The 24766-nt window shown below is 66.2% G+C and carries 33 protein-coding genes and 1 tRNA gene; 32 read left to right on the top strand and 2 right to left on the bottom strand.

The window, feature by feature from the left end:
* Positions 1-88 precede the first annotated feature (88 nt).
* Positions 89-355 carry a DUF378 domain-containing protein gene (locus LT970_RS09605; RefSeq protein ID WP_232686247.1) on the top strand — a complete coding sequence of 89 codons (267 nt, stop codon included), beginning with the start codon at positions 89-91 and terminating at the stop codon, positions 353-355.
* A gap of 72 nt (positions 356-427) precedes the next feature.
* Positions 428-1324, top strand: coding sequence for a universal stress protein (locus tag LT970_RS09600; protein WP_232686246.1), 897 nt, complete (start codon positions 428-430; stop codon positions 1322-1324).
* Positions 1325-1403: 79 nt separating this feature from the next.
* Here LT970_RS09600 and LT970_RS09595 read toward each other — a convergent pair.
* Positions 1404-1474: transfer RNA gene (locus LT970_RS09595), tRNA-Gly, on the bottom strand.
* A gap of 287 nt (positions 1475-1761) precedes the next feature.
* Between LT970_RS09595 and LT970_RS09590 the strand changes: the two genes are divergently transcribed.
* The 27 genes from LT970_RS09590 to LT970_RS09460 all read left to right on the top strand — a co-directional run bounded on the left by LT970_RS09590 (position 1762) and on the right by LT970_RS09460 (position 18786).
* A complete protein-coding gene (locus LT970_RS09590; RefSeq protein WP_232686245.1) occupies positions 1762-2631 on the top strand; it encodes a putative RNA uridine N3 methyltransferase in 870 nt (289 codons plus the stop codon).
* Positions 2632-2635: 4 nt separating this feature from the next.
* Complete coding sequence (locus LT970_RS09585) at positions 2636-3643, top strand: 50S ribosomal protein L3 (protein ID WP_232686244.1); 1008 nt, start codon at positions 2636-2638, stop codon at positions 3641-3643.
* 3 nt (positions 3644-3646) lie between these two features.
* Positions 3647-4399, top strand: a complete 753-nt coding sequence (gene rpl4p, locus LT970_RS09580; RefSeq protein ID WP_232686243.1) for a 50S ribosomal protein L4 — start codon at positions 3647-3649, stop codon at positions 4397-4399.
* The gene (locus tag LT970_RS09575; protein WP_232686242.1) at positions 4396-4650 is read left to right on the top strand and encodes a 50S ribosomal protein L23; all 255 of its coding nucleotides are present in this window, start codon (positions 4396-4398) and stop codon (positions 4648-4650) included. Before rpl4p ends, LT970_RS09575 begins: the two co-directional genes overlap by 4 nt.
* A 2-nt stretch (positions 4651-4652) precedes the next feature.
* A complete protein-coding gene (locus tag LT970_RS09570; RefSeq protein WP_232686241.1) occupies positions 4653-5372 on the top strand; it encodes a 50S ribosomal protein L2 in 720 nt (239 codons plus the stop codon).
* 3 nt (positions 5373-5375) lie between these two features.
* Complete coding sequence (locus tag LT970_RS09565) at positions 5376-5798, top strand: 30S ribosomal protein S19 (RefSeq protein ID WP_232686240.1); 423 nt, start codon at positions 5376-5378, stop codon at positions 5796-5798.
* A gap of 2 nt (positions 5799-5800) precedes the next feature.
* Complete coding sequence (locus LT970_RS09560) at positions 5801-6277, top strand: 50S ribosomal protein L22 (RefSeq protein WP_232686239.1); 477 nt, start codon at positions 5801-5803, stop codon at positions 6275-6277.
* Positions 6277-7314: a 30S ribosomal protein S3 gene (locus LT970_RS09555; protein ID WP_232686238.1), complete on the top strand. Its 1038-nt coding sequence runs from the start codon at positions 6277-6279 to the stop codon at positions 7312-7314. The genes LT970_RS09560 and LT970_RS09555 overlap by 1 nt, the downstream gene beginning before the upstream one ends.
* Complete coding sequence (rpmC, locus tag LT970_RS09550) at positions 7314-7571, top strand: 50S ribosomal protein L29 (protein ID WP_232686237.1); 258 nt, start codon at positions 7314-7316, stop codon at positions 7569-7571. The genes LT970_RS09555 and rpmC overlap by 1 nt, the downstream gene beginning before the upstream one ends.
* A gap of 2 nt (positions 7572-7573) precedes the next feature.
* Positions 7574-7939, top strand: coding sequence for a ribonuclease P protein component 1 (locus LT970_RS09545; RefSeq protein WP_232686236.1), 366 nt, complete (start codon positions 7574-7576; stop codon positions 7937-7939).
* Positions 7930-8259, top strand: coding sequence for a 30S ribosomal protein S17 (locus LT970_RS09540; RefSeq protein ID WP_232686235.1), 330 nt, complete (start codon positions 7930-7932; stop codon positions 8257-8259). The genes LT970_RS09545 and LT970_RS09540 overlap by 10 nt, the downstream gene beginning before the upstream one ends.
* Positions 8259-8657, top strand: a complete 399-nt coding sequence (locus LT970_RS09535; RefSeq protein ID WP_232686234.1) for a 50S ribosomal protein L14 — start codon at positions 8259-8261, stop codon at positions 8655-8657. The genes LT970_RS09540 and LT970_RS09535 overlap by 1 nt, the downstream gene beginning before the upstream one ends.
* A 3-nt stretch (positions 8658-8660) precedes the next feature.
* Complete coding sequence (rplX, locus tag LT970_RS09530; protein WP_232686233.1) at positions 8661-9017, top strand: 50S ribosomal protein L24; 357 nt, start codon at positions 8661-8663, stop codon at positions 9015-9017.
* A complete protein-coding gene (locus LT970_RS09525) occupies positions 9014-9760 on the top strand; it encodes a 30S ribosomal protein S4e (RefSeq protein ID WP_232686232.1) in 747 nt (248 codons plus the stop codon). Before rplX ends, LT970_RS09525 begins: the two co-directional genes overlap by 4 nt.
* The gene (locus tag LT970_RS09520) at positions 9757-10287 is read left to right on the top strand and encodes a 50S ribosomal protein L5 (RefSeq protein ID WP_232686231.1); all 531 of its coding nucleotides are present in this window, start codon (positions 9757-9759) and stop codon (positions 10285-10287) included. Before LT970_RS09525 ends, LT970_RS09520 begins: the two co-directional genes overlap by 4 nt.
* The gene (locus tag LT970_RS09515) at positions 10284-10439 is read left to right on the top strand and encodes a 30S ribosomal protein S14 (protein ID WP_232686230.1); all 156 of its coding nucleotides are present in this window, start codon (positions 10284-10286) and stop codon (positions 10437-10439) included. The genes LT970_RS09520 and LT970_RS09515 overlap by 4 nt, the downstream gene beginning before the upstream one ends.
* A 2-nt stretch (positions 10440-10441) precedes the next feature.
* Entirely contained in the window at positions 10442-10834 is a 393-nt protein-coding gene (locus tag LT970_RS09510) for a 30S ribosomal protein S8 (RefSeq protein ID WP_232686229.1), read from the top strand.
* Positions 10835-10836: 2 nt separating this feature from the next.
* Positions 10837-11373: a 50S ribosomal protein L6 gene (locus tag LT970_RS09505; protein WP_232686228.1), complete on the top strand. Its 537-nt coding sequence runs from the start codon at positions 10837-10839 to the stop codon at positions 11371-11373.
* 3 nt (positions 11374-11376) lie between these two features.
* Positions 11377-12132, top strand: coding sequence for a 50S ribosomal protein L32e (locus LT970_RS09500; RefSeq protein ID WP_232686227.1), 756 nt, complete (start codon positions 11377-11379; stop codon positions 12130-12132).
* Positions 12125-12574 carry a 50S ribosomal protein L19e gene (locus LT970_RS09495; RefSeq protein WP_232686226.1) on the top strand — a complete coding sequence of 150 codons (450 nt, stop codon included), beginning with the start codon at positions 12125-12127 and terminating at the stop codon, positions 12572-12574. Before LT970_RS09500 ends, LT970_RS09495 begins: the two co-directional genes overlap by 8 nt.
* Positions 12574-13125: a 50S ribosomal protein L18 gene (locus tag LT970_RS09490; protein WP_232686225.1), complete on the top strand. Its 552-nt coding sequence runs from the start codon at positions 12574-12576 to the stop codon at positions 13123-13125. The genes LT970_RS09495 and LT970_RS09490 overlap by 1 nt, the downstream gene beginning before the upstream one ends.
* Before the next feature lie 3 nt (positions 13126-13128).
* Entirely contained in the window at positions 13129-13767 is a 639-nt protein-coding gene (locus LT970_RS09485) for a 30S ribosomal protein S5 (RefSeq protein WP_232686224.1), read from the top strand.
* Entirely contained in the window at positions 13767-14231 is a 465-nt protein-coding gene (gene rpmD / locus LT970_RS09480) for a 50S ribosomal protein L30 (RefSeq protein ID WP_232686223.1), read from the top strand. The genes LT970_RS09485 and rpmD overlap by 1 nt, the downstream gene beginning before the upstream one ends.
* A gap of 2 nt (positions 14232-14233) precedes the next feature.
* Positions 14234-14716 carry an uL15m family ribosomal protein gene (locus LT970_RS09475; protein ID WP_232686222.1) on the top strand — a complete coding sequence of 161 codons (483 nt, stop codon included), beginning with the start codon at positions 14234-14236 and terminating at the stop codon, positions 14714-14716.
* Positions 14717-14719: 3 nt separating this feature from the next.
* Positions 14720-16204: a preprotein translocase subunit SecY gene (gene secY / locus LT970_RS09470; protein WP_232686221.1), complete on the top strand. Its 1485-nt coding sequence runs from the start codon at positions 14720-14722 to the stop codon at positions 16202-16204.
* A 222-nt stretch (positions 16205-16426) separates the two neighbouring features.
* On the top strand, positions 16427-17428 hold the full coding sequence (locus LT970_RS09465) for an ion channel (protein WP_432419614.1): 1002 nt from the start codon (positions 16427-16429) through the stop codon (positions 17426-17428).
* A gap of 89 nt (positions 17429-17517) precedes the next feature.
* On the top strand, positions 17518-18786 hold the full coding sequence (locus LT970_RS09460; protein WP_232686219.1) for an ABC transporter substrate-binding protein: 1269 nt from the start codon (positions 17518-17520) through the stop codon (positions 18784-18786).
* Here the strand turns inward: LT970_RS09460 and LT970_RS09455 are convergent.
* On the bottom strand, positions 18770-20674 hold the full coding sequence (locus LT970_RS09455; RefSeq protein WP_232686218.1) for a hybrid sensor histidine kinase/response regulator: 1905 nt from the start codon (positions 20672-20674) through the stop codon (positions 18770-18772). The two genes, LT970_RS09460 and LT970_RS09455, sit on opposite strands and share 17 nt — an antisense overlap.
* Before the next feature lie 126 nt (positions 20675-20800).
* Here LT970_RS09455 and trkA point away from each other — a divergent pair, with 126 nt between their 5' ends.
* From trkA to LT970_RS09440, 3 genes are all read left to right on the top strand, one after another.
* Positions 20801-22138 carry a Trk system potassium transporter TrkA gene (trkA, locus tag LT970_RS09450; RefSeq protein WP_232686217.1) on the top strand — a complete coding sequence of 446 codons (1338 nt, stop codon included), beginning with the start codon at positions 20801-20803 and terminating at the stop codon, positions 22136-22138.
* The gene (locus LT970_RS09445; protein WP_232686216.1) at positions 22135-23703 is read left to right on the top strand and encodes a TrkH family potassium uptake protein; all 1569 of its coding nucleotides are present in this window, start codon (positions 22135-22137) and stop codon (positions 23701-23703) included. Before trkA ends, LT970_RS09445 begins: the two co-directional genes overlap by 4 nt.
* Before the next feature lie 157 nt (positions 23704-23860).
* Positions 23861-24730 carry a universal stress protein gene (locus tag LT970_RS09440; protein WP_232686215.1) on the top strand — a complete coding sequence of 290 codons (870 nt, stop codon included), beginning with the start codon at positions 23861-23863 and terminating at the stop codon, positions 24728-24730.
* Positions 24731-24766: the final 36 nt, after the last annotated feature.

Here is a 24766-nt window from a genome sequence, read left to right as displayed (position 1 = left end):
ACCAACTCGTCACCTACTGGTCGCTTGCGCGTTCGCGGACTCGCGTACTCTCCAAATAACAACGTCCCAATGGGTTCTCTGGAGGGGCATGGCGTCCAACCTGAACGCCCTTGACTGGGTGTGTTTCGCGCTGCTCATCATCGGCGCGCTGAACTGGGGCATCATCGGTCTCGTCGAGATCAACGTCGTTGCGCAGATCATCGAACCGATATTCCGACCGGACGCCGCCGAGCTCGTCCTCCGCATCATCTACACGCTCGTCGGCCTCGCCGGCCTCTACGTCTTCTACCCGCTGTTCCGGATGTCCCGGCGGGACCACCGAGACGCAGACACCAACACCGTCCGAGATACGTAGGCGTCACCCAGGGACAAACGGGACGCCAGTGAACGACGGCGGGAGTGAACCGCGAACTCGAACCACTGGGCAATGTACGACCACATCGTGATTCCAGTCGACGGGAGCGACGAAGCCGAGCACGCCGCTCGGCGCGGCCTCGAACTCGCGTCAGCCTTCGACTCGACCGTCGACGTGCTCTACGTCGTGGAACAGAACATCCGCCGCCTCGCGAAGACGGACGACGAGGAGGCACGCCTCAGAGAGGCGGGCGAGACCACCCTCGCAGCGATCGAGACGCTCGCCGCCGAACTTGACCACCCGGTCACGACGAAACTGGTGACTGGTAAGCCCGCTGTGCAAATCAGCAAGTACGCGGCCGAACGGGACACCGACCTCGTCGTGATCGGTAGACAGGGAACGACTGGACTCGGCAAGCGCCTCCTCGGCAGCGTCACCGAGAACGTCCTCCACCGGGGCGACGTTCCCGTGTTCGTCGTCCCGGGCGGAGACTCCGTGGGTGAGACGACGGCCGACTACTCACGGGTACTGATTCCGACGGACGGAAGCGGGAACGGCGAAACCGTCACCCCGCACGGTGTGGCGTTCGCGACTAACCTCGACTCGACTCTTCACGTTCTCAACGTCGTGGACCTGCAAGCCGCAGGTGGTCTGTTCAACGCGGGCGGCCTCGAGACGGAGTTCGTCGAACGACTCGAAGCGGAGGGCCAGGAGGCCGTCGACCGGATCGCGGCCGAAATCGCGAAAACCCAGTCGGACGTCGACGTCCAGACCGCCGTCGAACGGACGACGTCGTTCGGCGGTCCCGCGGTGGGTATCCAGGAGTACGTCGAGGAACACGACATCGGACTCGTCGCCATGAGCTCCCACGGCCGGTCGAATCTCAAGCGGCAACTCGTCGGGAGTGTCGCCTCCGCCGTGCTACGGACAGTCGACGTCCCAGTCCTGATTGTCAAACGAACGTCGTGACACGCGGAGCGATACACGCGTCGCTTCGGGGGTGAAGTGGAGACACAGAGGTCTCTCGCGGTCGTGAATATGGGAGAAGTGCGCTGGCTGGGATTTGAACCCAGGTTGTGACCATGGCAAGGTCACGTGATACCACTACACTACCAGCGCGCAGTGGAGCACGGGGCTTCCGTCCTCGCATCTGATTCAATGGCAGGGTCGTATATAAATCCGTTCTTTGCGACTGGGATTCGGCCCCGGTGTTCCCCTGTAACCGGGAGACTGCGCCACGGCCGCGGCCGGACACACCGTCTGCCCAGTGAGAACCACTTACACACGATTCGGCCAGTAGACGGGGTGTGACGGGCTCACAGGCCAGCTTCGGAAACGCCACCCTTTTAGTGAAGGCTTTGGTAGGTAGCCTACAGTCTCGTGACGAGACACGGACGCGACCCGGCATGACACTCAGCGTACTCGTGCCGTCGTCCCTCGTCCGGGAAGCCGAGGACAAGCGGGAGGCGACCCGCAAACTCGGTTACGTCGCCCGCGCGGCGGCGGTGTTCCGGGCAGACCGCCTCGTCGTCTTCCCCGACGAAGACGGCGAGCGGAAGTGGGGCGGCGGGTTCGTCGAAACGGTGTTGCGGTACGCCGCGACGCCACCCTACCTCCGAAAGGAGGCATTCGACACCCGCGACGAACTGGAGTACGCCGGTGTCCTGCCGCCGCTCCGCCTCTCGTCATGGACCGGCTCAGACTCGAGCGGGTCTGGGTCGATACGACAGGGAATCGTGACCCAGGTCGGATCTGAAGGGCGCGTTCGGGTCAATTGCGGAATGCAACACCCGATCTCCCTCCACTCACCTCCCAATCGGGAGCTCGTGGAGGGGGAGCGCGTGACCATCAGGGTCTCTTCGCGACGACCGGTTCGTGCGAAGATCGTCGACGAACCCCTTCCGGGGTTCTCGGTCGACCGCATGGACCTCGGTGACGCTCTCGACCGCCCCGACGCGGGCGTTCGCATCGCCACCTCTCGGCACGGCGAGCCACTTTCCGTGGCCTCGCTAGAGGGGTACGTCGAACGCACGAACCGGGACGGACTGACCGTCGCCTTCGGGGCGCCAGGACGGGGCTTACCGCCCATCCTGGGGCTGGAGCCGGACGACATCGGCTCCGAACCCGAGGCGGTCAGCGAGAACGTCGCCACCACTTCCGACGCTCCCACGGGGTTCGACGCCTGGCTCAACACCATCCCGTCGCAAGGCAGCGAGGTCGTGCGAACCGAGGAAGCGATGTTCGCCTCCCTCGGCTGCCTAACGCTCACGGAGTGATACGATGCCACAGCCAAACCGACCACGAAAAGGCTCGATGGGGTTCAGTCCCCGCAAGCGCGCGGAGAGTGAAGTGCCGCGCTTCAACTCGTGGCCCGCAGACGACGGCCAGGTTGGTCTTCAGGGCTTCGCCGGCTACAAGGCCGGGATGACCCACGTCGTCCTCGTCGACGACAAGGCCAACTCCCCGACGGAGGGCATGGAAACGTCCGTGCCAGTCACCGTCGTGGAAACGCCTCCGATGCGAGCGGCAGCCGTGCGTGTCTACGAGGACACGCCGTACGGCAAGAAGCCGCTCACCGAGGTGTGGGCCGACGACGTCCACGAGGATCTCGACCGCGCGCTGTCCGTCCCCGAAGAGGGCGGCGACGCAGACGAACTGACCGCGGCGCTCGACGAGAACGACGTCGCCGACATCCGTGTCATCACGCACACGGTGCCCGGCGAGGTCAAGAGCGTCCCGAAGAAGAAACCAGACATCATGGAGACGCGCGTCGGCGGCGGCTCGCTCGACGACCGCGCCGAATTCGCACTCGACCTCATCGACGAGGGCGGTGCACACGACTTCGGCGACGTGTTCCGCGCGGGCGAGTTCACCGACGTCGCGGGCGTCACCACGGGCAAAGGGACCCAGGGGCCCGTCAAGCGCTGGGGCGTGCAAAAGCGGAAAGGCAAGCACGCTCGCCAGGGCTGGCGGCGCCGCATCGGCAACCTCGGTCCGTGGAACCCGAGCCGCGTGCGCTCGACGGTCCCCCAGCTGGGGCAGACTGGCTACCACCAGCGCACGGAGCTCAACAAGCGCCTCATCGACTTCGGTGAGGGCGAGGACGTGAACGCGGACGGTGGCTTCCCGAACTACGGCGAAGTCGACGGCCCGTACACGCTCGTGAAGGGCTCGGTGCCCGGCCCGGACCAGCGCCTCGTGCGCTTCCGTCCGGCCGTCCGACCGAACGAATCGCCGCGCCTCGACCCAGAGGTGCGCTTCGTCAGCACAGAATCTAACCAGGGATAACCTATGCAGGCAACCGTACGCGGCCTCGACGGCGACGACGCTGGCACGCTGGACCTGCCGGACGCGTTCACCGAACCGTTCCGGCCGGACCTCATCAAGCGTGCCGTCCTCGCCGCTCAGGCCAACCGAAAACAGCAGCACGGCTCCGACGAGTACGCGGGCCTGCGCACCTCCGCCGAGTCGCACGGTAGCGGCCGCGGCATGTCGCACACGCCACGCACCAACGGTCGTGGCGCGCGCGTGCCCCACACCGTCGGCGGTCGGAAGGCGCACCCGCCGAAAGCCGAGGAAGATCCGACGCTCGACCTCAACGACAAGGAGCGGAAGGCCGCCGTCCGCAGCGCCATCGGGGCGACGACGGACAGCGACCTCGTGGCCGAGCGCGGCCACCGCTTCGAGGACGACACCGAACTCCCGCTCGTCGTGAGCGACGAGTTCGAGGACCTCGTGAAGACCCAGGAGGCCGCCGACGCACTCGACGCGCTCGGCGTCTTCGACGACATCCAGCGCGCAGACGACGGTAAGAACGTCCGCGCCGGACAGGGGACACTTCGTGGGCGCAAGTACCAGCGCCCGTCCTCGGTCCTCGTCGTCACGTCCAGCGAGAACGGTCCGTCGAAGGCCGCCCGCAACCTCGCGGGCGTCGACGTGGCCACGGGTCGGGAAGTGAACGCAGAGGACCTCGCGCCGGGCACGGAGCCCGGCCGACTCACGCTCTGGACCGAGAGCGCGGTCGAGGAGGTGGCAGACCGATGAGCGATATCATCGACTACCCCCTCGTCACCGAGAAGGCGATGGACGAGATGGACTTCGACAACAAGCTCCAGTTCATCGTCAGTCTCGACGCCGCGAAGCCCGAGATTCGTGAGGAGATCGAGAACCAGTACGACGTGACCATCACCAACGTGAACACGCAGGTGACGCCGCAGGCCGAGAAGAAGGCCACGGTCACGCTGTCCGAGGAGGACGACGCGCAGGACGTCGCCTCCCGCATCGGGGTGTTCTGAATATGGGACGACGAATCCAGGGTCAGCGACGTGGTCGCGGTACCTCGACGTTCCGCGCACCGTCGCACCGATACAAAGCAGAACTGTCGCACAAGCACACCGAGGACGAGGAGGTGCTCGCGGGCGAGGTCATCGACGTCGAACACGACCCCGCACGCAGCGCGCCCGTCGCTCGCGTCCAGTTCGAGGACGACGACCAGCGTCTCGTCCTCGCGAGCGAGGGCGTCGGCGTCGGCGACACCCTCGAGGTCGGCATCTCGGCGAGCATCGAGCAGGGCAACACCCTGCCGCTCGCCGAGGTTCCGGAGGGTGTCCCGGTGTGTAACGTGGAGAGCCAGCCCGGTGACGGTGGCAAGTTCGCTCGCGCGTCCGGGGTCAACGCCGACCTCATCACGCACGAGCGAGACGCCGCCGTCGTTCAGCTTCCGAGCGGCGAAGTCAAACGCCTCTCGCCGGACTGCCGCGCCACCATCGGCGTGGTCGCCGGCGGTGGCCGCACGGAGAAGCCGTTCGTGAAGGCGGGCTCGAAGTACCACAAGATGAAGGCGCGTGGCACGAAGTGGCCGCGCGTCCGTGGTGTGGCGATGAACGCCGTCGACCACCCGTTCGGTGGCGGTGGCCGCCAGCACCCCGGTCGGCCGAAGAGCGTTTCGAAGAACGCGCCGCCCGGACGCAAGGTCGGTGACATCGGCTCACGCCGCACCGGCCGCGGAGGGAACTGAACCATGAGCACGGAATACCGAACCGGCCGCGAAGGTGAGTTCACCTACCGCGGTCACGAACTCGACGAACTCCAGGACATGAGCCTGGAGGAAGTCGCAGAACTGCTGCCCGCACGCGCGCGGCGAACTATCACCCGTGGTCTCTCCGACGAGCACCAGAAGGTACTCGAGGAGGCCCGCGAGGCAGAGCCCGAGGAGACGGCGAACAACCCGATCCGGACGCACCTGCGCGACATGCCGGTGCTCCCGTCGTTCGTCGGGCTGACGTTCGCGGTGTACTCCGGCCAGGAGTTCGAGCGCGTCGAGGTTCAGCCCGAGATGATCGGGCACTACCTCGGCGAGTTCCAGCTCACCCGGTCGTCGGTCGAACACGGGCAGGCGGGCATCGGCGCGACCCGCTCCTCGAAGTTCGTGCCGCTCAAATAACCATGGGAATCAGCTACAGCGTGGACGTCGACCCCGACACATCCGCGAAAGGGATGCTCCGGGAGCGACCCATCAGCTTGAAGCACAGCAAGGCCATCGCCCGAGAGATCAAGGGCAAGACGGTCACGGACGCTCGAGAGTACCTCGAGGCCGTCGTGAACGAGGAGCAGTCCGTCCCGTTCAAGCAGCACAACAGCGGTGTCGGTCACCGAAGCGACATCGAGGGATGGGACGCGGGCCGCTACCCGAACAAGGCCTCGAAGGACTTCCTGAAGCTCCTCGACAACGTGTCGAGTAACGCCGAGCAGCAGGGCTTCGAGAGCGACCAGATGGTCATCGACCACGTCGCACCCCACAAGGTGGGCGAGTCCCAGGGCCGCAAACCCCGCGCGATGGGGAAGGCGGACCCGTGGAACACCCCCGAAGTGGACGTCGAACTCGTCGTCACCGAACCCGACGCAGAGGAGGTGAGCGCCTGATGGCCGACGAGATGGAGTTCATCGAGCAGGGTCTTCGGCGCTCCCAGATCGACGAGTTCTTCGCCGACGAGCTGGCTCGCGCCGGCTACGGTGGCATGGAACTCGCCCCGACCCCGATGGGCATCCAGATCGTCCTGAAGGCCGAGAAGCCCGGGATGGTCATCGGCAAGGGCGGGAAGAACATCCGGAAGATCACGACCCAGCTCGAGGAGCGATTCGACCTGGAGGACCCGCAGATCGACGTGCAGGAGGTCGACGAACCCGACCTGAACGCACAGATCGTCGCGGACCGCCTGGCGAACGCCCTCGAGCGCGGCTGGTACTTCCGGAAGGCCGGTCACACGACCATCGACCGCATCATGGAGGCCGGCGCGCTGGGCGCCGAGATCGTCCTGAGCGGGAAGGTCACCGGCAACCGCGGCCGCGTTGAGAAGTTCAACCGCGGCTACATCAAGCACAACGGCGAGCCTGCGGCGGAGATCGTCGACCACGGCCAGGGTGTCGCAGTGATGAAACTCGGCACCATCGGCGTGGACGTGAAGATCATCCCGCCGGGCGCGAACCTCCCCGACGACTTCGAGATCGAGGAGGACGCCGAGATCGGCGACCTCGTCGTGGACGAGGAGGACCTCGACGCCGAGGAAGGCGTCGAGCAACTCCTCGAGGGCGAGACCGACAGCGACCCGGCCGGCGAGGCCGAGGGCGAACCCGAGGACGAGGCCGACACTGCTGCAGAGGCGGCTGACGTCGCGTCCGAGGAGATCGTCGAAGAGGAGGTCGTCGAAGAGGAGGGCGCAAGCGAGACGTCGCCCCCCGAGACCGAGGAGGAAGAGGACGTCGAGGAAGCCCTCGACGAACTCGAAGAAGACGTCGACGAGGAGTTCGAGGACGTCGACGCCGACGCGGAAGCCGAGGCCGAAGACCTCATCGACGAGATGGAGGAAGACGAGTCCGACGCGGACGCCGAGGAGTCTTCGGACGCGGAGTCCGAGGACACCGAGGAGACCGCCGACGACTCCGAGGAGGGTGAGGAATAATGGCGATCCTCTACACCCAGGAGATCCGCGACATGACGCCGCCGGAGCGAGAGGCGGAACTCGAGGACCTCGAGACGGAACTCCTCAACGAGAAGGCCGTGAAGGCCGCCGGTGGCGCGCCCGAGAACCCGGGCCGCATCGGCGAACTGCGGAAGACCATCGCGCGCATCAAGACGATCCAGCGCGAGGAGGGCGACGTCGAGTCGTCCGCGGACGGTTCCGAAGACGACGACACCGAGAGCGAGACGGAGGAATAACGATGCCACTGACGCCCGAGACACTGACCCGGCACGAACTCAACGGCCTGCACGCGCGGGTCGTCGAGTCCACCGACCCCTCGCGGGTCGGCACAGCCGGGCGTGTCGTCAGCGAGACGATGCAGATGCTCGCTGTAAGCGATGATTCGGGCGTCACGCAGGTTCCCAAGCGGGGGACCACCTTCGAGTTTCGGCTCACAGATGAATCCGCGGTCGCCCCCAAGGCGGCCGGGACCGCGTCGGAACCGGTCAGTGACGAGAGTCATACTGCCGGCTACGACGCGGCCTACGTTACGGTGGATGGAACGAAACTGCTCTCACGACCCGCTTTTCGCTCCGAACAAGGAGTTGATTCGAAATGGCGCTAGGACTGAACGTAACAGAACCGGAGGACACCTGCTCCGACGATGACTGTCCGTTCCACGGGGAACTCTCCGTGCGCGGACAGCTCATCGAGGGTGAAGTGGCCTCTACAGCAATGGACAAAACCGTCGTCGTCGAGCGCGAATACGACGTATTCGTGCCGAAGTACGACCGCTACATGAAACGGCGGTCCCGAGTGCCGGCCCACGCGCCGGAGTGCTTCGACGTATCGGAAGGCGACACGGTTCGCATCGCAGAGACCCGACCGCTCTCGAAGACCAAGTCCCACGCACTGGTCGAGATCACCGACCGAGGTGACGCCTGATGGAGGCCATCAAGGCCGACGTCACGCAGGGACTTGCGAAGGGTTCGCTCGTCACGTGTGCGGACAACACGGGCGCGCGCGAACTCAAAATCGTGAGCGTGTCAGGGTATCAAGGAACGAAGAACCGCCACCCGAAGGCCGGGCTGGGCGACACCGTCACCGTTTCGGTGACGAAAGGCACGCCGGAGATGCGCCGTCAGGTGCTCGAGGCTGTCGTCGTCCGCCAGCGGAAAGCGATCCGACGGCCGGACGGCACGCGCGTGAAGTTCGAGGACAACGCCGCGGTCATCATCGACGACCTCGGCGAGCCTCGCGGGACCGAGATCAAGGGCCCGATTTCGCGCGAAGTGGCGGAACGATACGGAACGATCGCCAGCACGGCGACGATGATCGTATAGACAATGAGCGAGCAACCACGCAAACAGCGAAACGATTCGGCGAACGCGTCGCTCCACGAGCGACACGCCGAGGTGCGAGCGCACCTGTCCGAGGATCTCCGAGAGGAGTACGGGCAGCGCCGCGTTCGCGTCAACACTGGCGACACCGTCGAGGTCATGCGCGGGGACGACGCCGGCACGGAAGCCGAGGTCGCCCGCGTCGACCTCCGCAGCGAGTCGGTGTTCGTCGAGGACGTCACCGTCGAGAAGGCGGATGGCGAGGAGGTCCAGCGCGCGGTCGATGCGAGCAACCTCCGCGTCACCGACCTCGACCTCGAGGACGACGTGCGCGCCGACCGACTGGAAGGTGAGAACGAATGACGAAACACCAGAAGCGACTTTCGGTTCCGAAGTCCTGGCCTGTCGAGCGGAAGACGGAGACGTTCACCGCGAAGGCCGGGGCCGGTCCGCACGGCGAGTCGGGCGTTCCGCTCGTCGTCGTGCTCCGGGACGTCCTGGGCTACGTCGACAACTCGAAGGAGGCGAAGTACGCCGTCAACACGCAGGGCGTGCTCGTCAACGGCGACAACGTCGGCGACATCAATCGCCCAATCGGGATGTTCGACATCCTGACGTTCCCCGAACGCGACGAGTACTACCGGGTCTTCCCGGACGAGGGCGGCCGCCTCGGACTCACGCCGATCGACGCGGACGCGGCAGACAGCAAGCTTAGCAAGGTCGCCGACAAGACACTCGTCGACGGCGGTCGCACGCAGTTGAATCTGCACGACGGCTCGAACCTCATCGTCGAGGACGACGAGTACAGCGGTGGTGACTCCATCGTCGTCGACAACGAGTCGAACGACGTCGTCGCCCACTTCGAGTACGAGGAGGGCGCGCTCGTCACCGCCGTCGCCGGCCAGCACGCCGGCCACATCGGCACCGTCGACGACATCAGCGTTCAGCCCGGTAGCGCCGACAACACTGTCAGCGTGAGCGGCGAGGACGCGTCCTTCGAGACCGTCGAGGATTACGTCGTCGTCATCGACGAGAACTTCGTCGGCGACGAGGGCGACGAGTCCGAATCCCGTCAGACGGAGTCTGACGGAGGTGACGAGGAATGAGTGAGAGCGAGGCAGACGCCGAGTTCCACGAGATGCGCGAGCCCCACATCGCGAAGGTCGTCGCCCACATGGGCGTCGGTCGCGGTGGCGTCGAACTCCAGAACGCGGAGGCGATCCTCGAGGAGATCACGAACCAGACGTCCGTCCGCACGACGGCGACGCAGACGGAACCCGAGTTCGGCATCCGCGACGGTGACCCAATCGGTGCGAAGGTCACGCTACGCGACGACACGGCCGTGGACTTCCTCGAGCGCGCACTCCCGGCCGCAGACCTGTCGGCGCGACAGTTCGACGACACCGGGAACGTGAGCTTCGGTATCGAGGAGCACACGGACTTCCCGAGCCAGGAGTACGACCCGAACATCGGGATCTACGGGCTCGACGTCACCGTCAACCTCGTTCGCCCGGGCTACCGCGTCTCCAAGCGCGACCAGGCGAGTCGACAGATCCCCTCGAATCACCGACTGAATCCCGAGGACGCCATCGCGTTCCTCGAATCCAACTTCGACGTGGAGGTCAACGAATGAGCGAGACAGAAGCCGCTGAGGAGACGGGCCAGTCCCACGAGTGCCGCCGGTGCGGTCGGAATCAGGGACTCGTCGGGAAGTACGACATCTGGCTCTGTCGACAGTGCTTCCGCGAGATAGCTCGACCGATGGGCTTCAAGAAGTACAGCTAACAATGACAGCGAACGACCCCCTGTCCAACGCGCTCTCGGGCATCGACAATGCCGAGAGTGTCGGACATCTGGATCACACGGTAGAGCCCGCCTCGAACATGGTCGGCTCCGTCCTCGAGGTCTTCTACGACCGCGGGTACATCGACGGCTTCGAGTTCGTCGACGACGGGAAGGCCGGCCGCTTCGAGATCGAACTAAAAGGAGCCATCAACGAATGTGGCCCCGTGAAGCCGCGGTACTCGGTCGGTTCGAGTGACTTCGAGCAGTGGGAGAAGCGATACCTCCCCGCCCGTGACTACGGGACGCTCGTCGTCACCACCAGCCACGGCATCATGAGCCACTACGACGCCCGAGAGGAGGGCGTCGGTGGCCAGGTCATCGCGTACGTGTACTAACTATGGCACGAGTAGCAATCGACATTCCGGACGACGTGACGGCTGAGGTCGACCACCTCGACCTCACCGTCGAGGGCCCGAACGGGTCCGTGACGCGTCGACTCTGGTACCCGGACGTATCCGTCACTGTCGAGGACGACACCATCGTCGTCGAGAGTGACATCGAGGACGCGAAGACGTCCTCGACGCTCGGGACCTTCGAGAGTCACGTCACGAACATGGTTCACGGCGTTACCGAGGGATGGGAGTACCAGATGCAGATCCACTACTCTCACTTCCCGATGCAGGTCGACGTGGAGGGCGACGAAGTCGTCATCCAGAACTTCCTCGGGGAGAAGGCTCCCCGTCGGGCCGAGATTCGCGGCGACACACAGGTCGACGTGGACGGCGAGGAGCTCACGCTCTCCGGACCGAGCAAGGAGGCAGTCGGCCAGACCGCCGCGGACATCGAACAGCTCACGCGCGTTACCGACAAGGACACGCGCGTGTTCCAGGACGGCGTGTACATCGTCGAGAAACCCTCGAAGGGAGGTGCCTGATAGATGGCAGACGAAACACAGGACGACGTGAACGCCGAGGCAGAACAGCAGGCCGAGGACGCCCCCGAATCGCTCGAGGACGTCTCGGGCGTCGGGCCGTCGAAGGCCGAGACGCTCGCGGAGGCGGGCTACGAGTCCGTCGAGGACGTGAAGGCCGCGAGCCAGAGCGAACTGGCGGAAGTAGATGGCGTCGGCAACGCGCTCGCTGCGCGTATCAAGGCCGACGTTGGCGGACTCGAGGTCGAATCGGAGACCGAGGCGGAGGTCGAGGAGGCCGAACCCGAGGAAACCGAGGAGACCGAAGAGGACGTGGAGACGGAGCTCCGTCCCCGCGGTCTCACCGAGAAGACGCCGGAGCTCACCGATAACGAGCAGCGCCTGCTCACGCAGCGCAGCCGCGTCGGGAAGCCCCAGTTCAACCGCCAGGACTACCACAAGAAAAAGCGGACACCCAAGTCGTGGCGCCGCCCGAAGGGCACGCTGTCCAAGCAGCGCCGCGGCATCAAAGGGAAGGGCGACACCGTGGAGGCGGGCTTCCGCACGCCGAAAGCGGTCCGTGGCAAGCACCCGAGCGGCTTCGAGGAGGTCCGCGTGCACAACGCGGACGACCTCGAGGGTATCGACTCGGACACGGAGGCCGCTCGCATCGCCTCGAAGGTTGGCGCACGCAAGCGCGAACGCATCGAGGAGGAGGCCGAGGAGCGCGACATCCGCGTTCTGAATCCGACCTACGTCGAAGTGGAGGTAGACAATGAGTGATCTGAGCGCCCAGAAGCGGCTCGCGGCCGACGTCCTCGACGTCGGCAAGAACCGCGTCTGGTTCGACCCCGAGGCCCAGAGCGAGATCGCGGAGGCGATCACCCGAGAGGACATCCGCGAACTCGTCGACGAGGGCACGATAGACGACGAGGAATCGCGCGGCAACTCGCGCGGTCGCGCACGCGAGCGTGACGAGAAGCGTTCCTACGGTCACCGCAAGGGCCCTGGCTCCCGGAAGGGCAGCAAGGGCGCTCGCGAGGACGAGAAGAAAGACTGGCAGTCACGCATCCGCGCGCAGCGACGCACGCTCCGCGAACTCCGGGATGAGGGCGACCTCACCTCGAGTCAGTACAGGGAACTGTACAACATGTCGAAGGGCGGCGAGTTCGACAGCGTGCGCCGTATGAAAAACTACATCGACGAACACTACGGTGAAAACTGATGGCAACAGGACCACGATACAAGGTGCCGATGCGGCGACGCCGTGAGGTCCGGACCGACTACCATCAGAGGTTGCGCCTCCTGAAGTCAGGGAAACCTCGGCTCGTTGCCCGAAAGAGCAACAAGCACGTCACGGCGCAGCTGGTCGTGACCGGTCCGAACGGCGACGAGACGCTCGCGAGTGCACACTCCGGCGACCTGGCGGAGTACGGCTGGGAGGCCCCCACGGGCAATCTCCCGAGCGCGTACCTCACTGGGCTACTCGCCGGCAAACGCGCACTCGACGCGGGAGCAGAGCAGGCCGTGCTCGACATCGGCCTCAACTCCGCGACGGAGGGCTCGAAAGTGTTCGCAGTACAGGAGGGCGTCATCGACGCCGGCCTGGACGTTCCGCACAACGACTCGGTCCTCGCGGACTGGTCGCGCACGCGGGGCGAACACATCGCCGACTACGCAGAATCGCTCGACGAGCCGCTTTACAGTGGTGAGTTCGACGCAACCGAGCTTCCCGACCACTTCGATTCGGTGCGGGAGGCCATTCAGGAGGACTAACATATGGGCTACAACGACACCTGGGAACCGAAGACGCGCCTGGGTCGCCTCGTACAGGAGGGGGACATCGACGACATGTCCGACGCCCTCGAGAGCGGACTCCCGCTGAAGGAGCCGGAGATTGTCGACAACCTCATTCCGGGGCTCGACGACGAAGTGCTGGACATCAACATGGTCCAGCGCATGACCGACTCCGGTCGACGGGTGAAGTTCCGCTGCGTCGTCGCGGTCGGTAACCGCGACGGTTACGTCGGCTACGCCGAGGGTCGAGACGACCAGGTCGGCGGCGCCATCCAGAAGGCGATCGAGGTCGCGAAGCTGAACATCATCGACGTCTCTCGCGGCTGCGGTTCGTGGGAGTGTGGCTGTGGGCGACCCCACACCGTCGCGCTCCGCACGACCGGCACCGCGGGCAGCGTCGAAGTCGAGTTGATTCCCGCGCCGCGTGGCCTCGGCCTCGCGGGCGGTGAGACCGTTCGCAACGTGCTGGAACTCGCCGGCATCGAGGACATCTGGACGCGCTCGGCGGGGAAGACCCGGACGACGGTGAACTTCGCGAAGGCGACGTTCAACGCGCTCCGTGCGACCACGGAGGCTCGCGTCCCACAGCACGCCCGCGAGGAGCGTGAGGTGATCGAGTGATGAAAGCGGTCGTGCAGGTTCGCGGCGAAGTGGACATGCAGACGACCGTCGAGGACACGCTGGAGATGCTGAACATCCACAGCGTGAACCACTGCGCGCTCGTCCCGGAGACCGACACCTACACCGGTATGGTGGCGAAGGTCAACGACTACGTCGCGTTCGGTGAGCCGAGCGCGGACGTGCTCGCGTCGCTCGTCGAGAGCCGCGGTGAACCCGTCGAGGGTGACGCCACCATCGACGACGAGTGGGTGGCCGAGAACACCGACTACGACGACGTGGCTTCGCTCGCGGACGCGCTCCTCGACGAGGAGACGACGCTGCGCGACGCCGGTCTGTCGCCGGTGCTCCGTCTGCACCCGCCGCGCGGCGGGCACGACGGCCTGAAACACCCGGTCAGCGAGGGCGGCGAGCTCGGCAAGCACACCACCGAGGAGATCGACAGTCTCCTCACCGACATGCGCTAACCATGACTGACAAGAAACGACGACAGCGCGGCTCACGCACGCACGGCGGCGGTTCCCACAAGAACCGACGCGGCGCGGGCAACCGCGGCGGCCGCGGACGCGCTGGTCGCAAGAAACACGAGTTCCACAACTACGAATCGGTCGGCAAGAGCGGCTTCAAGCGCCCGGAGAAGACTCAGGTCGACGTTCGCGAGGTCCCCGTCCAGAAACTCGACGAGGACGTCGCACTGCTGATCGAGGACGGCGTCGCCGAGGAGACCGACGACGGCTACCGAGTCGACGCCCGTGACGTCGCCGAGGACGGCTGGGATGCCGACGTGGTGAAGGTGCTCGGCGGCGGACAGGTACACGAACGATTCGAAGTGACGGCTGACGCGTTCACTGACGGTGCGGTCGAACTCATCGAGAGCGAGGGCGGCGACGCCGTCGTCTCGGACCGCGCTGAAAGCGAGGACGACGAGGCCGACGCGGACGACGAGGAGTAAGCCATGGGATGGAAGGAGACTGCTGCGCCGGTCCTCACGCGAATGCCCGCAGTGGAGCGTCCGGAGGGACACGTTCCGTTCCGCCGGAAGATGTACTGGACGGCCGGCGTACTCGTCCTGTACTTCTTCCTGACGAACGTCACGCTCTGGGGCATCGACACCGGCGCCGGTAGCGACCTCTTCGGTCAGTTCCGAAGTCTGCTCGCTGGCGGTCAGGGGACGGTGCTGCAACTCGGCATCGGCCCCATCGTCACGGCGAGCATCGTTCTGCAGTTGCTCGGCGGTGCGAATCTACTCGGGTTGGACACGAACAACGACCCCCGTGACCAGGCCATCTACCAGGGGCTCCAGAAGTTCCTGGTACTCGTGATGATCTGCCTGACGGGGATTCCGATGGTGTTCCTCGGGAACTTCCTGACGCCGAGCGCCTCGCTCGCGAATTCGCTGGGCGTCGGCATCTTCGGCGTACAGGTGCTCATCTTCGCACAGATAGCGGCTGGTGCCGTCCTCCTGCTGTTCATGGACGAGGTCATCTCGAAGTGGGGCGTCGGCTCCGGTATCGGGCTGTTCATCGTCGCTGGCGTGAGCCAGAGCCTCGTCGGTGGCCTGCTGTTCTGGCAGGGCGGCATCGGCAGCCAGGGGCTCATTCCGACGTGGTTCGACATCGCGCTCGGGAACGCGCCGAGCATCCCGCCGCTGCTGTCCGTCGACGGGTTGTCCTTCCTGCTCATCCAGGCGGGCATCCTCGGACTCATCACGACGGTCCTCATCTACGTGGTCGTCGTGTACGCGGAGAGCGTTCGCGTCGAGATCCCGCTGAGTCACGCCCGCGTGAAGGGCGCACGTGGTCGGTTCCCCGTGAAGCTCATCTACGCGAGCGTTCTGCCGATGATCCTCGTGCGCGCGCTGCAGGCGAACATCCAGTTCTTCGGCCAGATCCTCGTCTCGGTCCTTGGACCGGGCGGGATGCCCGACTGGCTCGGCGTGTACGCCGACGGTCAGGCGGTTAGCGGGATATTCTACTATCTCGCGCCGATCTACAACCGCCAGAGCTGGATGTGGTGGCTCGGCGGTACGACCGCGGAACCCTGGCAGATCATGCTTCGGGTCGCGATCGACCTGACCTTCATGATCATCGGCGGCGCTATCTTCGCCATCTTCTGGGTGGAGACCGCCGACATGGGTCCCGAGTCCACCGCCAAACAGATTCAGAACTCCGGGATGCAGATTCCGGGGTTCCGGAAGAACCTCGGCGTCATCGAGAAGGTGATGGAGCGGTACATCCCGCAGGTCACCGTGCTCGGCGGCGCGCTCGTCGGCCTGCTCGCGGTGCTGGCGAACATGCTCGGCACCATCGGGAACGTCTCCGGGACGGGTCTGCTGCTCACGATCTCTATCACGTACAAACTGTACGAGGAGATCGCCGAGGAGCAGCTCATGGAGATGCATCCGATGATGCGGGACATGTTCGGCGGCGGCGACGACTGACCGTCGCGTTCCGTTCTTCATTCTTCGAACGCTGTGCCGGTCCCGAACGTGCCGGTCTGTGCTCTTCACAACCCGTCTTATCGGTGATCTATCTGGAAACAACTCGGAAATAGTAACCTTTCAGGCCCGGGAACGAACCCGACTGTATGACATCCCGCTCGACTGTCTGGAACCGGAAGACTGGGCGGTGGCGCGGTGGGAACGAACGGGGGCGGACGTGACGTGAACTTCGCCCTCCTCGTTCTCGGCGTCGTGGTTCTCGTGGCTGTCGTCGTCGACCTGCTGTGGACGACACTCTGGGTCGACGGGAGCGCTGGCCCGTTCACGATGGGACTGATGACGGTGACGTGGCGGGCGTTACGACGAGTCGGCGGGGAGAACTCCCGGCTACTCACCATTTCCGGGCCGCTGATGCTCGTGCTCGGGCTCGCGATGTGGATTCTGCTGCTCTGGGGTGGGTGGACGCTCGTCTTCGCGGGCGCCACGAACGCCCTGCGGGACACCATCGATTCGGGCCCGATTTCGTGGTACGAACGGATCTACTTCACTGGCTACACGATATTCACGATGGGGAACGGAGACTTCGCTCCCCGGGACGGCGTCTGGCAGGTCGTCACTGCTCTCGCCACGGGAAGCGGTATGCTGTTCGTCACTCTCAGCATCACCTACGTGATCTCGGTGCTGGACGCGGTCACCCAGAAGCGGTCGTTCGCGAGCGGCGTGACCGGACTCGGAATGCGGGGGGACGAGATCGTTCGAGCGGGCTGGAACGGCGAGGCGTTCGAGGGCCTGGAGCTACCGTTGAACACGTTCACGGAGCAACTCAACACGCTCACGTCGAACCACCGGGCGTATCCGATCGTTCACTACTTCCACAGCGGGCAACCGGAGACGGCGCCGGTCGTGGCCGTCGCCGCGCTCGACGAGGCACTGACGATGCTCCATTTCGGGGTCACCGAGCGGGACCGCCCGAGCGAGGCCATCGTCGGGAACGCGCGGGCGAGCGTCAAGAACTACCTCGAGGTGCTCAGTAGTTCGTTCGTCGAGCCCGCGGACCGGGCGCCCCCACCACCGGACGTCGATGCGATCCGAGACGCGGGCGTCCCGGTCGCGCCTGACCGCGAGTTCGAGTCGTCGGTGGCCGACCTGACCGGGCGCCGTCGGTTGCTGCTCGGCCTCGTCGAGTCCGACGCTCGGCAGTGGCCGTCCGCGGACGGCGAGTAGGAGTCGGCGGTCCGGCACGCCCGTGGCGTGGGTCGGGGGCCGTCGCGTGAAATCCGAACGAATATGTGTGTTTAGGCTAGCCTAAAACCATGAATTCAGAAACGACGCGCCACACGACACCGACGCGACGGGAGTACGTCCGGGGCACGGGAGCGGTTCTCGCAGGCGGACTGCTCGCGGGCTGTACGCAACCGACGAACACGGCCGGCTCCGGGTCGCCAGACGGCGACGAGACCCAGACTGACGATACCTCGTACACCGCCTCGATGGCGCCGGTCGGGGACGTCGAGTTCTCCAGTGTCCCCGAGAGCGCGTTCGTCGCGTTCCCGCAGTACGCCGACATGGCCGTCGCGCTCGGACACGGCGACGCGGTCAACGCCCTCTACGTGCCGGAGATGTCCGGCACGACGATGAACCACTACTACGACCGCCTCGACGGCGTTCATCAGACGCCACAGGCGTCTGATGCAGCCCATCAGAACTCTCCGAGTTCTGAGGGCGTCTCCTTCGACTGGGAGGGGCTCCCGGACCCGCTGGCCGACGGCCTGAACAAGGAGCAACTGTACGCGCTCAACAGCGACGTCCACTTCATCGACCCCGCGTACGTCTCGGCCCAGGACGGCTGGACCGAGGAGGACATCGACGGCATCGCGCGGAGCATCGGCCCGTGGTTCGGGAACTTCTACAGCGGCACCCACGACGACCCGCCCGCCGGCTACCAGGACGCCTACGAGTTCTACGACCTCTGGACGCTGTTCGGCCGAGTCGCGGACGTGTTCCAGGAGCGCGCTCGCTACCGCGAACTGAACGCGGTGCGCGAGGAGATGCTCGCCCACATCGAGTCGAACCTCCCGCCGAAGGCCGAGCGCCCGACTGCGGTCCGCGTCACGCTGAGTGACGACTCCTTCTACACGTACCACCTGAACAAGCCCGGGTACTGGCTCGCGGACACGCGCCCGCTCGGCGCGCGGGACGCGTTCGCCGACCAGGACTGGTCCTCGCTCTGGGGGACGGTCGGCTACGAGACGATGCTCGACGCCGACCCGGACGTCATCCTCCACCTGTGGGGGACGACACCGAACTACGACATGGCGACCGTGCGCGAGAACCTCCGCAGTCACACAGCCGGCAAGCGCCTCTCCGCGGTGAAGAACGACCGCGTGTACGCCTCGGGGATGCGCTACCAGGGGCCGCTGATGAATCTCTTCCAGACCGAGATGACCGCAAAACAGCTCTACCCCGAGCGGTTCGGCGAATGGCCGGAGTACGAGGACGGCGCGGCGTACCCCGAGATTCCCCCCGAGGAGCAGTTGTTCGACCGCGAGCGCGTGGCTCGCGCGGTCACTCGGTCGTCGTAGGCGGCGGGGTCTGCTCGTTTTCGCTGGCCGTCACGAACTCGAAGCGCGCGCCGCCCGCCCACTCCGTGTCGCTCTCCGGGTCGGCCTCGCTCTCGGTGAGCCGGACGGTCCAGTCGTGGGCGTCGGCGACCTGTTCGACGATGGCGAGCCCGAACCCGGTGCCGTCCTCGCTCGTCGTGTGCCCCATCTCGAACACCTCGTCGCGTTCGACCGCGGGGATGCCGGGACCGTCGTCCGCGACGTAGAAGCCGTCATCGTCCTCGAGCAGGCCGACGCGCACAGCGGCCCCGGAGCCGACGTGTTCCAGCGCGTTCGCGAAGAGGTTCTCGAACAGTTCCTGGAGGCGGCTCTCGGCGGCTTCGACGGTCGCACCAGCGGCGTCGACGCCGAGGCTGGCGTCTTCGGTGGTGACCGACGCCCACGCGGACGCACAGACCGCCTCGAGGGCCACCTCGTCGGTGTCGTGGGCGTCCGGGCCGTTTCGCGCGAGCGCGAGCAGTTCGTCGAGTATCTCGGTCATCCGGTCGTGGGAGCGTTCGACGCGATCGAGTGCGGCCTCGTCGCCGGTCTCGCGGTAGCGCTCGAGCCACCCGGTCGCGACGTTCAACGGACTCCGGAGGTCGTGGCTCACGACGTTGGTGAACTCCGCGAGGCGGTCGTTCTGGACCTCGAGTTCGCGCTCGCGTCGCTTCTGCTCGGTGACGTCGCGGACGGCCCCGATGGTGCCCCGGAACCCGCCGTCGTTCGGCCGGAGTGCGAGATGGCACTCGAACACGCGGTCGTCGTCGATCCCGGCGCGGCGGACGCGGAACTCGAAGCGCCGCCGCGCGTCCGGAGAACTCGCGGCGACCAGATCGCGGACAGCGTCCTGGTACCGCGAGACAGCCTGAGGTCCGAAATCGCCACGTTCGGCGAGCTCTGCGACCGTGGTGCCGAGCAGATTCTCGCGGTCCGCGTCGAACATCTCCTCGAACGCATCGTTGACGAACGCGAACGCGCCGTTCTCGTCGACCGTGTAGACGGCGTCGCCGACCGCCTCGATGACGGTCTGCGTGCGCTCTAGCGTTCGCTCGCGCTCGACGCGGTCCGTGATGTCGGTGAAGGAGGCGACGACGCGATCGACCTCACCGTCCTCGAACAGCGGCGCGCAGTGCATCACGAGATACTTCCGCCAGCCGTCCGGCCACACGACGCCGAGGCGAACACCGTGGAGCGGCTGTCCGGAGCGCGCGACCCGGGTGGCGGGGTGGTCGTCGTCCGGAATCGGGTCGCCGTCGATGGTGGTGAGCTCCCAGTCCGGTTCCTCGTCGATGCCGTTGTCGATGGACGCGAGCTCCCGGTCGGGCGCGTCGTCGCCGTCGAGGCCGAGGGTGGCGCGGGCGCGGTCGGTCGCGGAGACGACGCCGCCGTCGGGCGTGAACACCACGGACCCGGGTGTGGTGGCGAGCACCTGCTCGAGGCGGTGTTTCTCCTCGCGGAGCGCGCGCTGAGAGCGCCGCTTCTCGACGGCGTTGCGCACGCGATTCGCGAGCACCGCGTACTGGTCGCTGCCGCCCTCCTTCTGGAGGTAGTCGGTGACGCCCGCGGAGATGGCGTCGCTCGCGATCTCCTCGCTGCCCTTCCCGGTGAACAACACGAACGGCAGGTCGGGGTCGACGCCACGGACGGCGTCGAGGAGTTCCAGGCCGTTCTTCCCCGGCATGTCGTGGTCGCTGACGACGCAGTCGACCTCGCCGTCCTGGAGGTGTTCGAGCGCCGGTTCGGCGGCGGAACGCGTGGTGACGGCGAACGCGTCGTCCTCGCGCTCGAGGAACGACGCGGTGAGGTCGGCCTGGGTGTCGTCGTCCTCCACGAGCAACACCCGGACCGCGTTGGAGCCGCGTCTCATTGGCGGTAATGTGGGCTGTCTTACCATAAACGTTTCAGGTGCCTCCGAACGGCTGTGCAGATTCTTCCGAAGGGCTATTGACGGGGCAGACGGACGAGGACGTATGCAAAGAGGTGGCTCCGACTGATGCGCATCCTCGTCGTGGGCGCGGGCGAGGTCGGGTCAAGTATCGCAGCCAGCCTCGCAGACGCCCACGAGGTCGTCGTCGTGGACGTCGACCCCGAGCGCGTGGATTCACTCACGTACTCCCTGGACGTACTCGCGGTGACTGGCGACGGAACCGACCTCGACACGCTCGCGGAGGCGGAAGTCGAACAGGCGGACGTCGTCATCGCCAGCACGGACGACGACGAGACGAACCTCGCCACCTGTGGCACCGTGAAGACGGTGAGCGACGCGTTCACCATCGCGCGCGTCGAGGAGACGTCGTATCTCGACACGTGGCAGCGACACCGCGGCGCGTTCGGCGTGGACTTCCTGGTGTGCACGGAGTTGCTCGCGGCGGAGGCCATCGTCCGCGTCGTCGACCTTCCGACCGCACACGACGTCGACCCGTTCGCGGACGGTAAGGTGCAGATGGCGGAGTTCGACGTACCCGCGGACAGTCCACTCGCCGGCGAGACCGTCGCGGAGGCCGACCGTTTCGAGGCGCTGACGTTCGTCGCGGTCGTCCGCAACGGCGACGACATCGACATCCCCACCGGGGACACGACGATAGCGGGCGGGGACAGGGTGATCGTCGTCGGGCGACCGGCGAGCGTCCGCGAGTTCGCGCGCGCCGTCGACCCCGCCGCCGCACAGGAGGTCGAGGACGTCGTAATCGTCGGCGGCAGCACGACGGGCGCGCTCACCGCGGAGTTGCTCGTGGACCGCGGCCTCTCGGTGCGCATCGTGGAGTCGGACGAGGACCGCGCGCGCGAACTCGCGGACCGCGTGCCCGCGGCCACGGTGTTCTCGAACGACGGCACCGACCCCGACTTCCTCTCTCGCGAGCACGTCGACGAGGCGGACGTGGTGGTCGCGACGCTCGGGAGCGACGAACGCAGTCTGCTCGCGGCGCTGCTCGCAAAACGCCTCGGCGCGACCCGCGCCATCGCCGTGGTCGAGCGCGCGCGGTACGTCGAGTTGTTCGAGGCGGTCGGCGTCGACGTCGCCGTGAACCCCCGCCAGGTCACCGCCGAGGAGATCACGCGGTTCACGCGCGAGCGCCGCGCGGAGAACGTCGCCATCGTCGGCCCCGGCGGGGCGGAGATCGTCGAGATCGAGGTGGACGACCAGAGCGTACTGGCGGGCCACGCCATCCAGGACGTGGTCGGTGACCTGCCCGCGGGCGTCGTCGTCGGCGCTATCACGCGTGACGGCGAGTACGTCACGCCCCGCGGCGAAACCGTCGTAGAGGTGGGCGACCACGTCGTCGCGTTCGTCCACGCGGACGCGATCGACGAGGTCACGTCGAAGCTATGACGCTGCGCGTGAACTGGCGGGCGAGTCTGGCGCTCGTCGGCACCGTCGTGAAGTGGCTCTCGGTTCCGCTGGTGTTGCCCGTTCTGGTCGCACTCTACTACGGTGACGGCGGCCTCGCGGCGTTCGGCGCGACCATTCTGGTGGCGCTCGCACTCGGGACGGCCCTCGAGTCCGTGGGTGACCCCGAGGAGATGGGCGCGCGCGAGGGGTTTCTGATGGTGGCGTCGACCTGGCTGGCGGTGAGCGTGGTCGGCGCGCTTCCGTACCTCTTCGCCGCCCACGGCATCCCGCCGGTCGTGGAGCCGACGGCACCTACGTCGACGCTCGGGAACCCGGTGAACGCGCTGTTCGAGACGATGAGCGGGTTCACCACGACGGGGGCGACGGTGATGGGAACCATCTCGTTCGACGCCCACTCCCACGCCATCCTGCTGTGGCGACAGCTCACGCAGTGGCTCGGCGGCATGGGGATTGTCGTGCTCGCGGTCGCCATCCTCCCGGAACTCTCCGTCGGCGGCGCGCAACTCATGGACGCCGAAGCGCCCGGCCCGGGCATCCAGAAGCTCACGCCCCGCATCGCGGAGACCGCGCGCGCGCTGTGGCTCGCGTACGCCGGCATCACCGCCCTCGAGATCGTGTTGCTGTACGGCCTCAACGCCGCCGGACTCGCCCCCGATATGGGTCTGTACAACGCCGTCTCGCACGGGTTCACGACGATGGCGACCGGCGGATTCAGCCCGGAGGCGCGCTCCATCGAGGCGTTCTCCGCCGCCGTCCAGTGGCTCATCATCCCGTTCATGGTCGCGGCGGGGACGAACTTCGCGCTGTTCTGGCACGTCCTCCAGGGCGACTTCGAGGACCCCCTCGAGGACAGCGAGTTCCGGTTCTACGTCGGCGTGCTCGGCGCCGTCACGGCCATCCTCGCGGCCATCCTGTTCACGGGCCCTACACTCGACGTCACGGACGCCGTCGGGCCGGTCGCCGGCAACCTCGAGGCTTCGCTCCGGCACGCCGCGTTCCAGGCGACGTCCATCATCACCACCACCGGGTACGCGAGCATGGACTTCACCGCGTGGAGTTGGCCCGCGAAACTCGTGTTGTTCTTCGCGCTGTTCCTCGGCGGGAGCGCCGGCAGCACCGGCGGCGCGGTGAAGATGGTGCGCTGGCTCGTCATCATGAAATCCCTCAAGCGCGAACTGTTCGCCACCGTTCACCCGGACGCCGTCAAGCCAATCCGGCTCGGCGGGCGCGCGCTCGACGAACGCGGCGTCCGCGGCATCTACGCGTTCACCGCGTTCTACTTCGCGCTGTTCGTGGTTGGAAGCGTCTTCGTCGTCGTCGACTCCGGACGCGTCTCCGCGACGGTCACCGCCTTCGAGTCGACGAGCGCGGTCGCGGCGACCCTCGGGAACGTTGGTCCGGGCTTTGGCGTCGTCGGCCCGATGAGCAACTACCTCGTGTTCACGGACGCCTCGAAACTCCTCATGGTCGGCCTGATGTGGGTCGGCCGCCTCGAAATCATCCCCGTGCTCGTGCTCTTCACGAACACGTACTGGCGGTCCTAACGGCTTTGACGGCGCACGTCCACCTCTGGATAGTCACTCTGGCTGGAATCACCAGGTGAATCGCCTCACTGTACACCACGACCAACCGTAGATTACCGAGACGACCGTGGCTCTATCCGGGTGGTGTTTTATTGCGCTGTGCTCCCAACCCCTGCCAATGAGCATCAACTCGGGGGACCGTCCGTGGCCCCAGGTAGTCGGCCACGAGGACCTGGACTGGCCAGCGGACGACCAGCGCATCCTCGTCCCGTTCTGTGACGCTGTGAACGAGCGGGAGACGAGTCTGCTCGGCGCGAACATCACGTTCGGGGTCGACGGCGAACTGTACCTGTTGTACGCCCCCGATTCGGACGGGGCTACCAGTTCGGACGAACTCCGCGACGAAGCGGAACAGAAGATGGAGATCCGCGACAGATTCTCCATCCCCGTCACGCAGACGCAACTGTCGTACTCACGGGGGCTCCTCGACTCGTTCGTCGACTCGCATTCGATAACGACGACCGTCGTCGACCGTGACGAGACGCGTTTCTTCTCGCGAGGCCGGGACGAGACGACGGTCGCGAAGGGGTGTCACACCGTCGTCGGAACGAGAATGGATCGATTCGAGTCGCCGTCGAGTATTCTGGTTCCCGTTGCCAGAGGGCCCCACTCGGGACTCGCGACGAGAATCGCGGAGGCGATCGCCAGAGCCGCCGACTGCTGGATCGAACTGTTCCACGTCGTTCCGGAAGACGCCACGGAACGCGAGGAAGTCGACGCCAGGAATCTACTCGACGCCTACGACTATCGGCTCGACGACGGCGTCGACGTCGACCACCACGTCGTCCGGGCGTCCGATCCGGCGAACGAGATCATCGACCACTCCGGCTACCACGATATGACGATAGTTGGCGCGCCCGAGAAGGGGAAACTCAGACGGTTCCTCTTCGGCTCCACGACGGACGAGGTCAGACAGGACAGCGAGTCGGGACCCGTGCTGACGGTGCATCGAAAGACGGACGAATCCGTACTCTCCCGCCTGTTCTGAACGAGCCTGTTTCGAGCCGTCTCCGGTGGTAACTGG

The sequence above is a fragment of the Halobacterium zhouii genome (assembly GCF_021249405.1).
In the GTDB taxonomy this organism is placed as follows: Archaea; Halobacteriota; Halobacteria; order Halobacteriales; family Halobacteriaceae; genus Halobacterium; species Halobacterium zhouii.
Note: the sequence above shows the minus strand (reverse complement) of the source record. Positions and strands in the feature narration are given on the sequence as shown.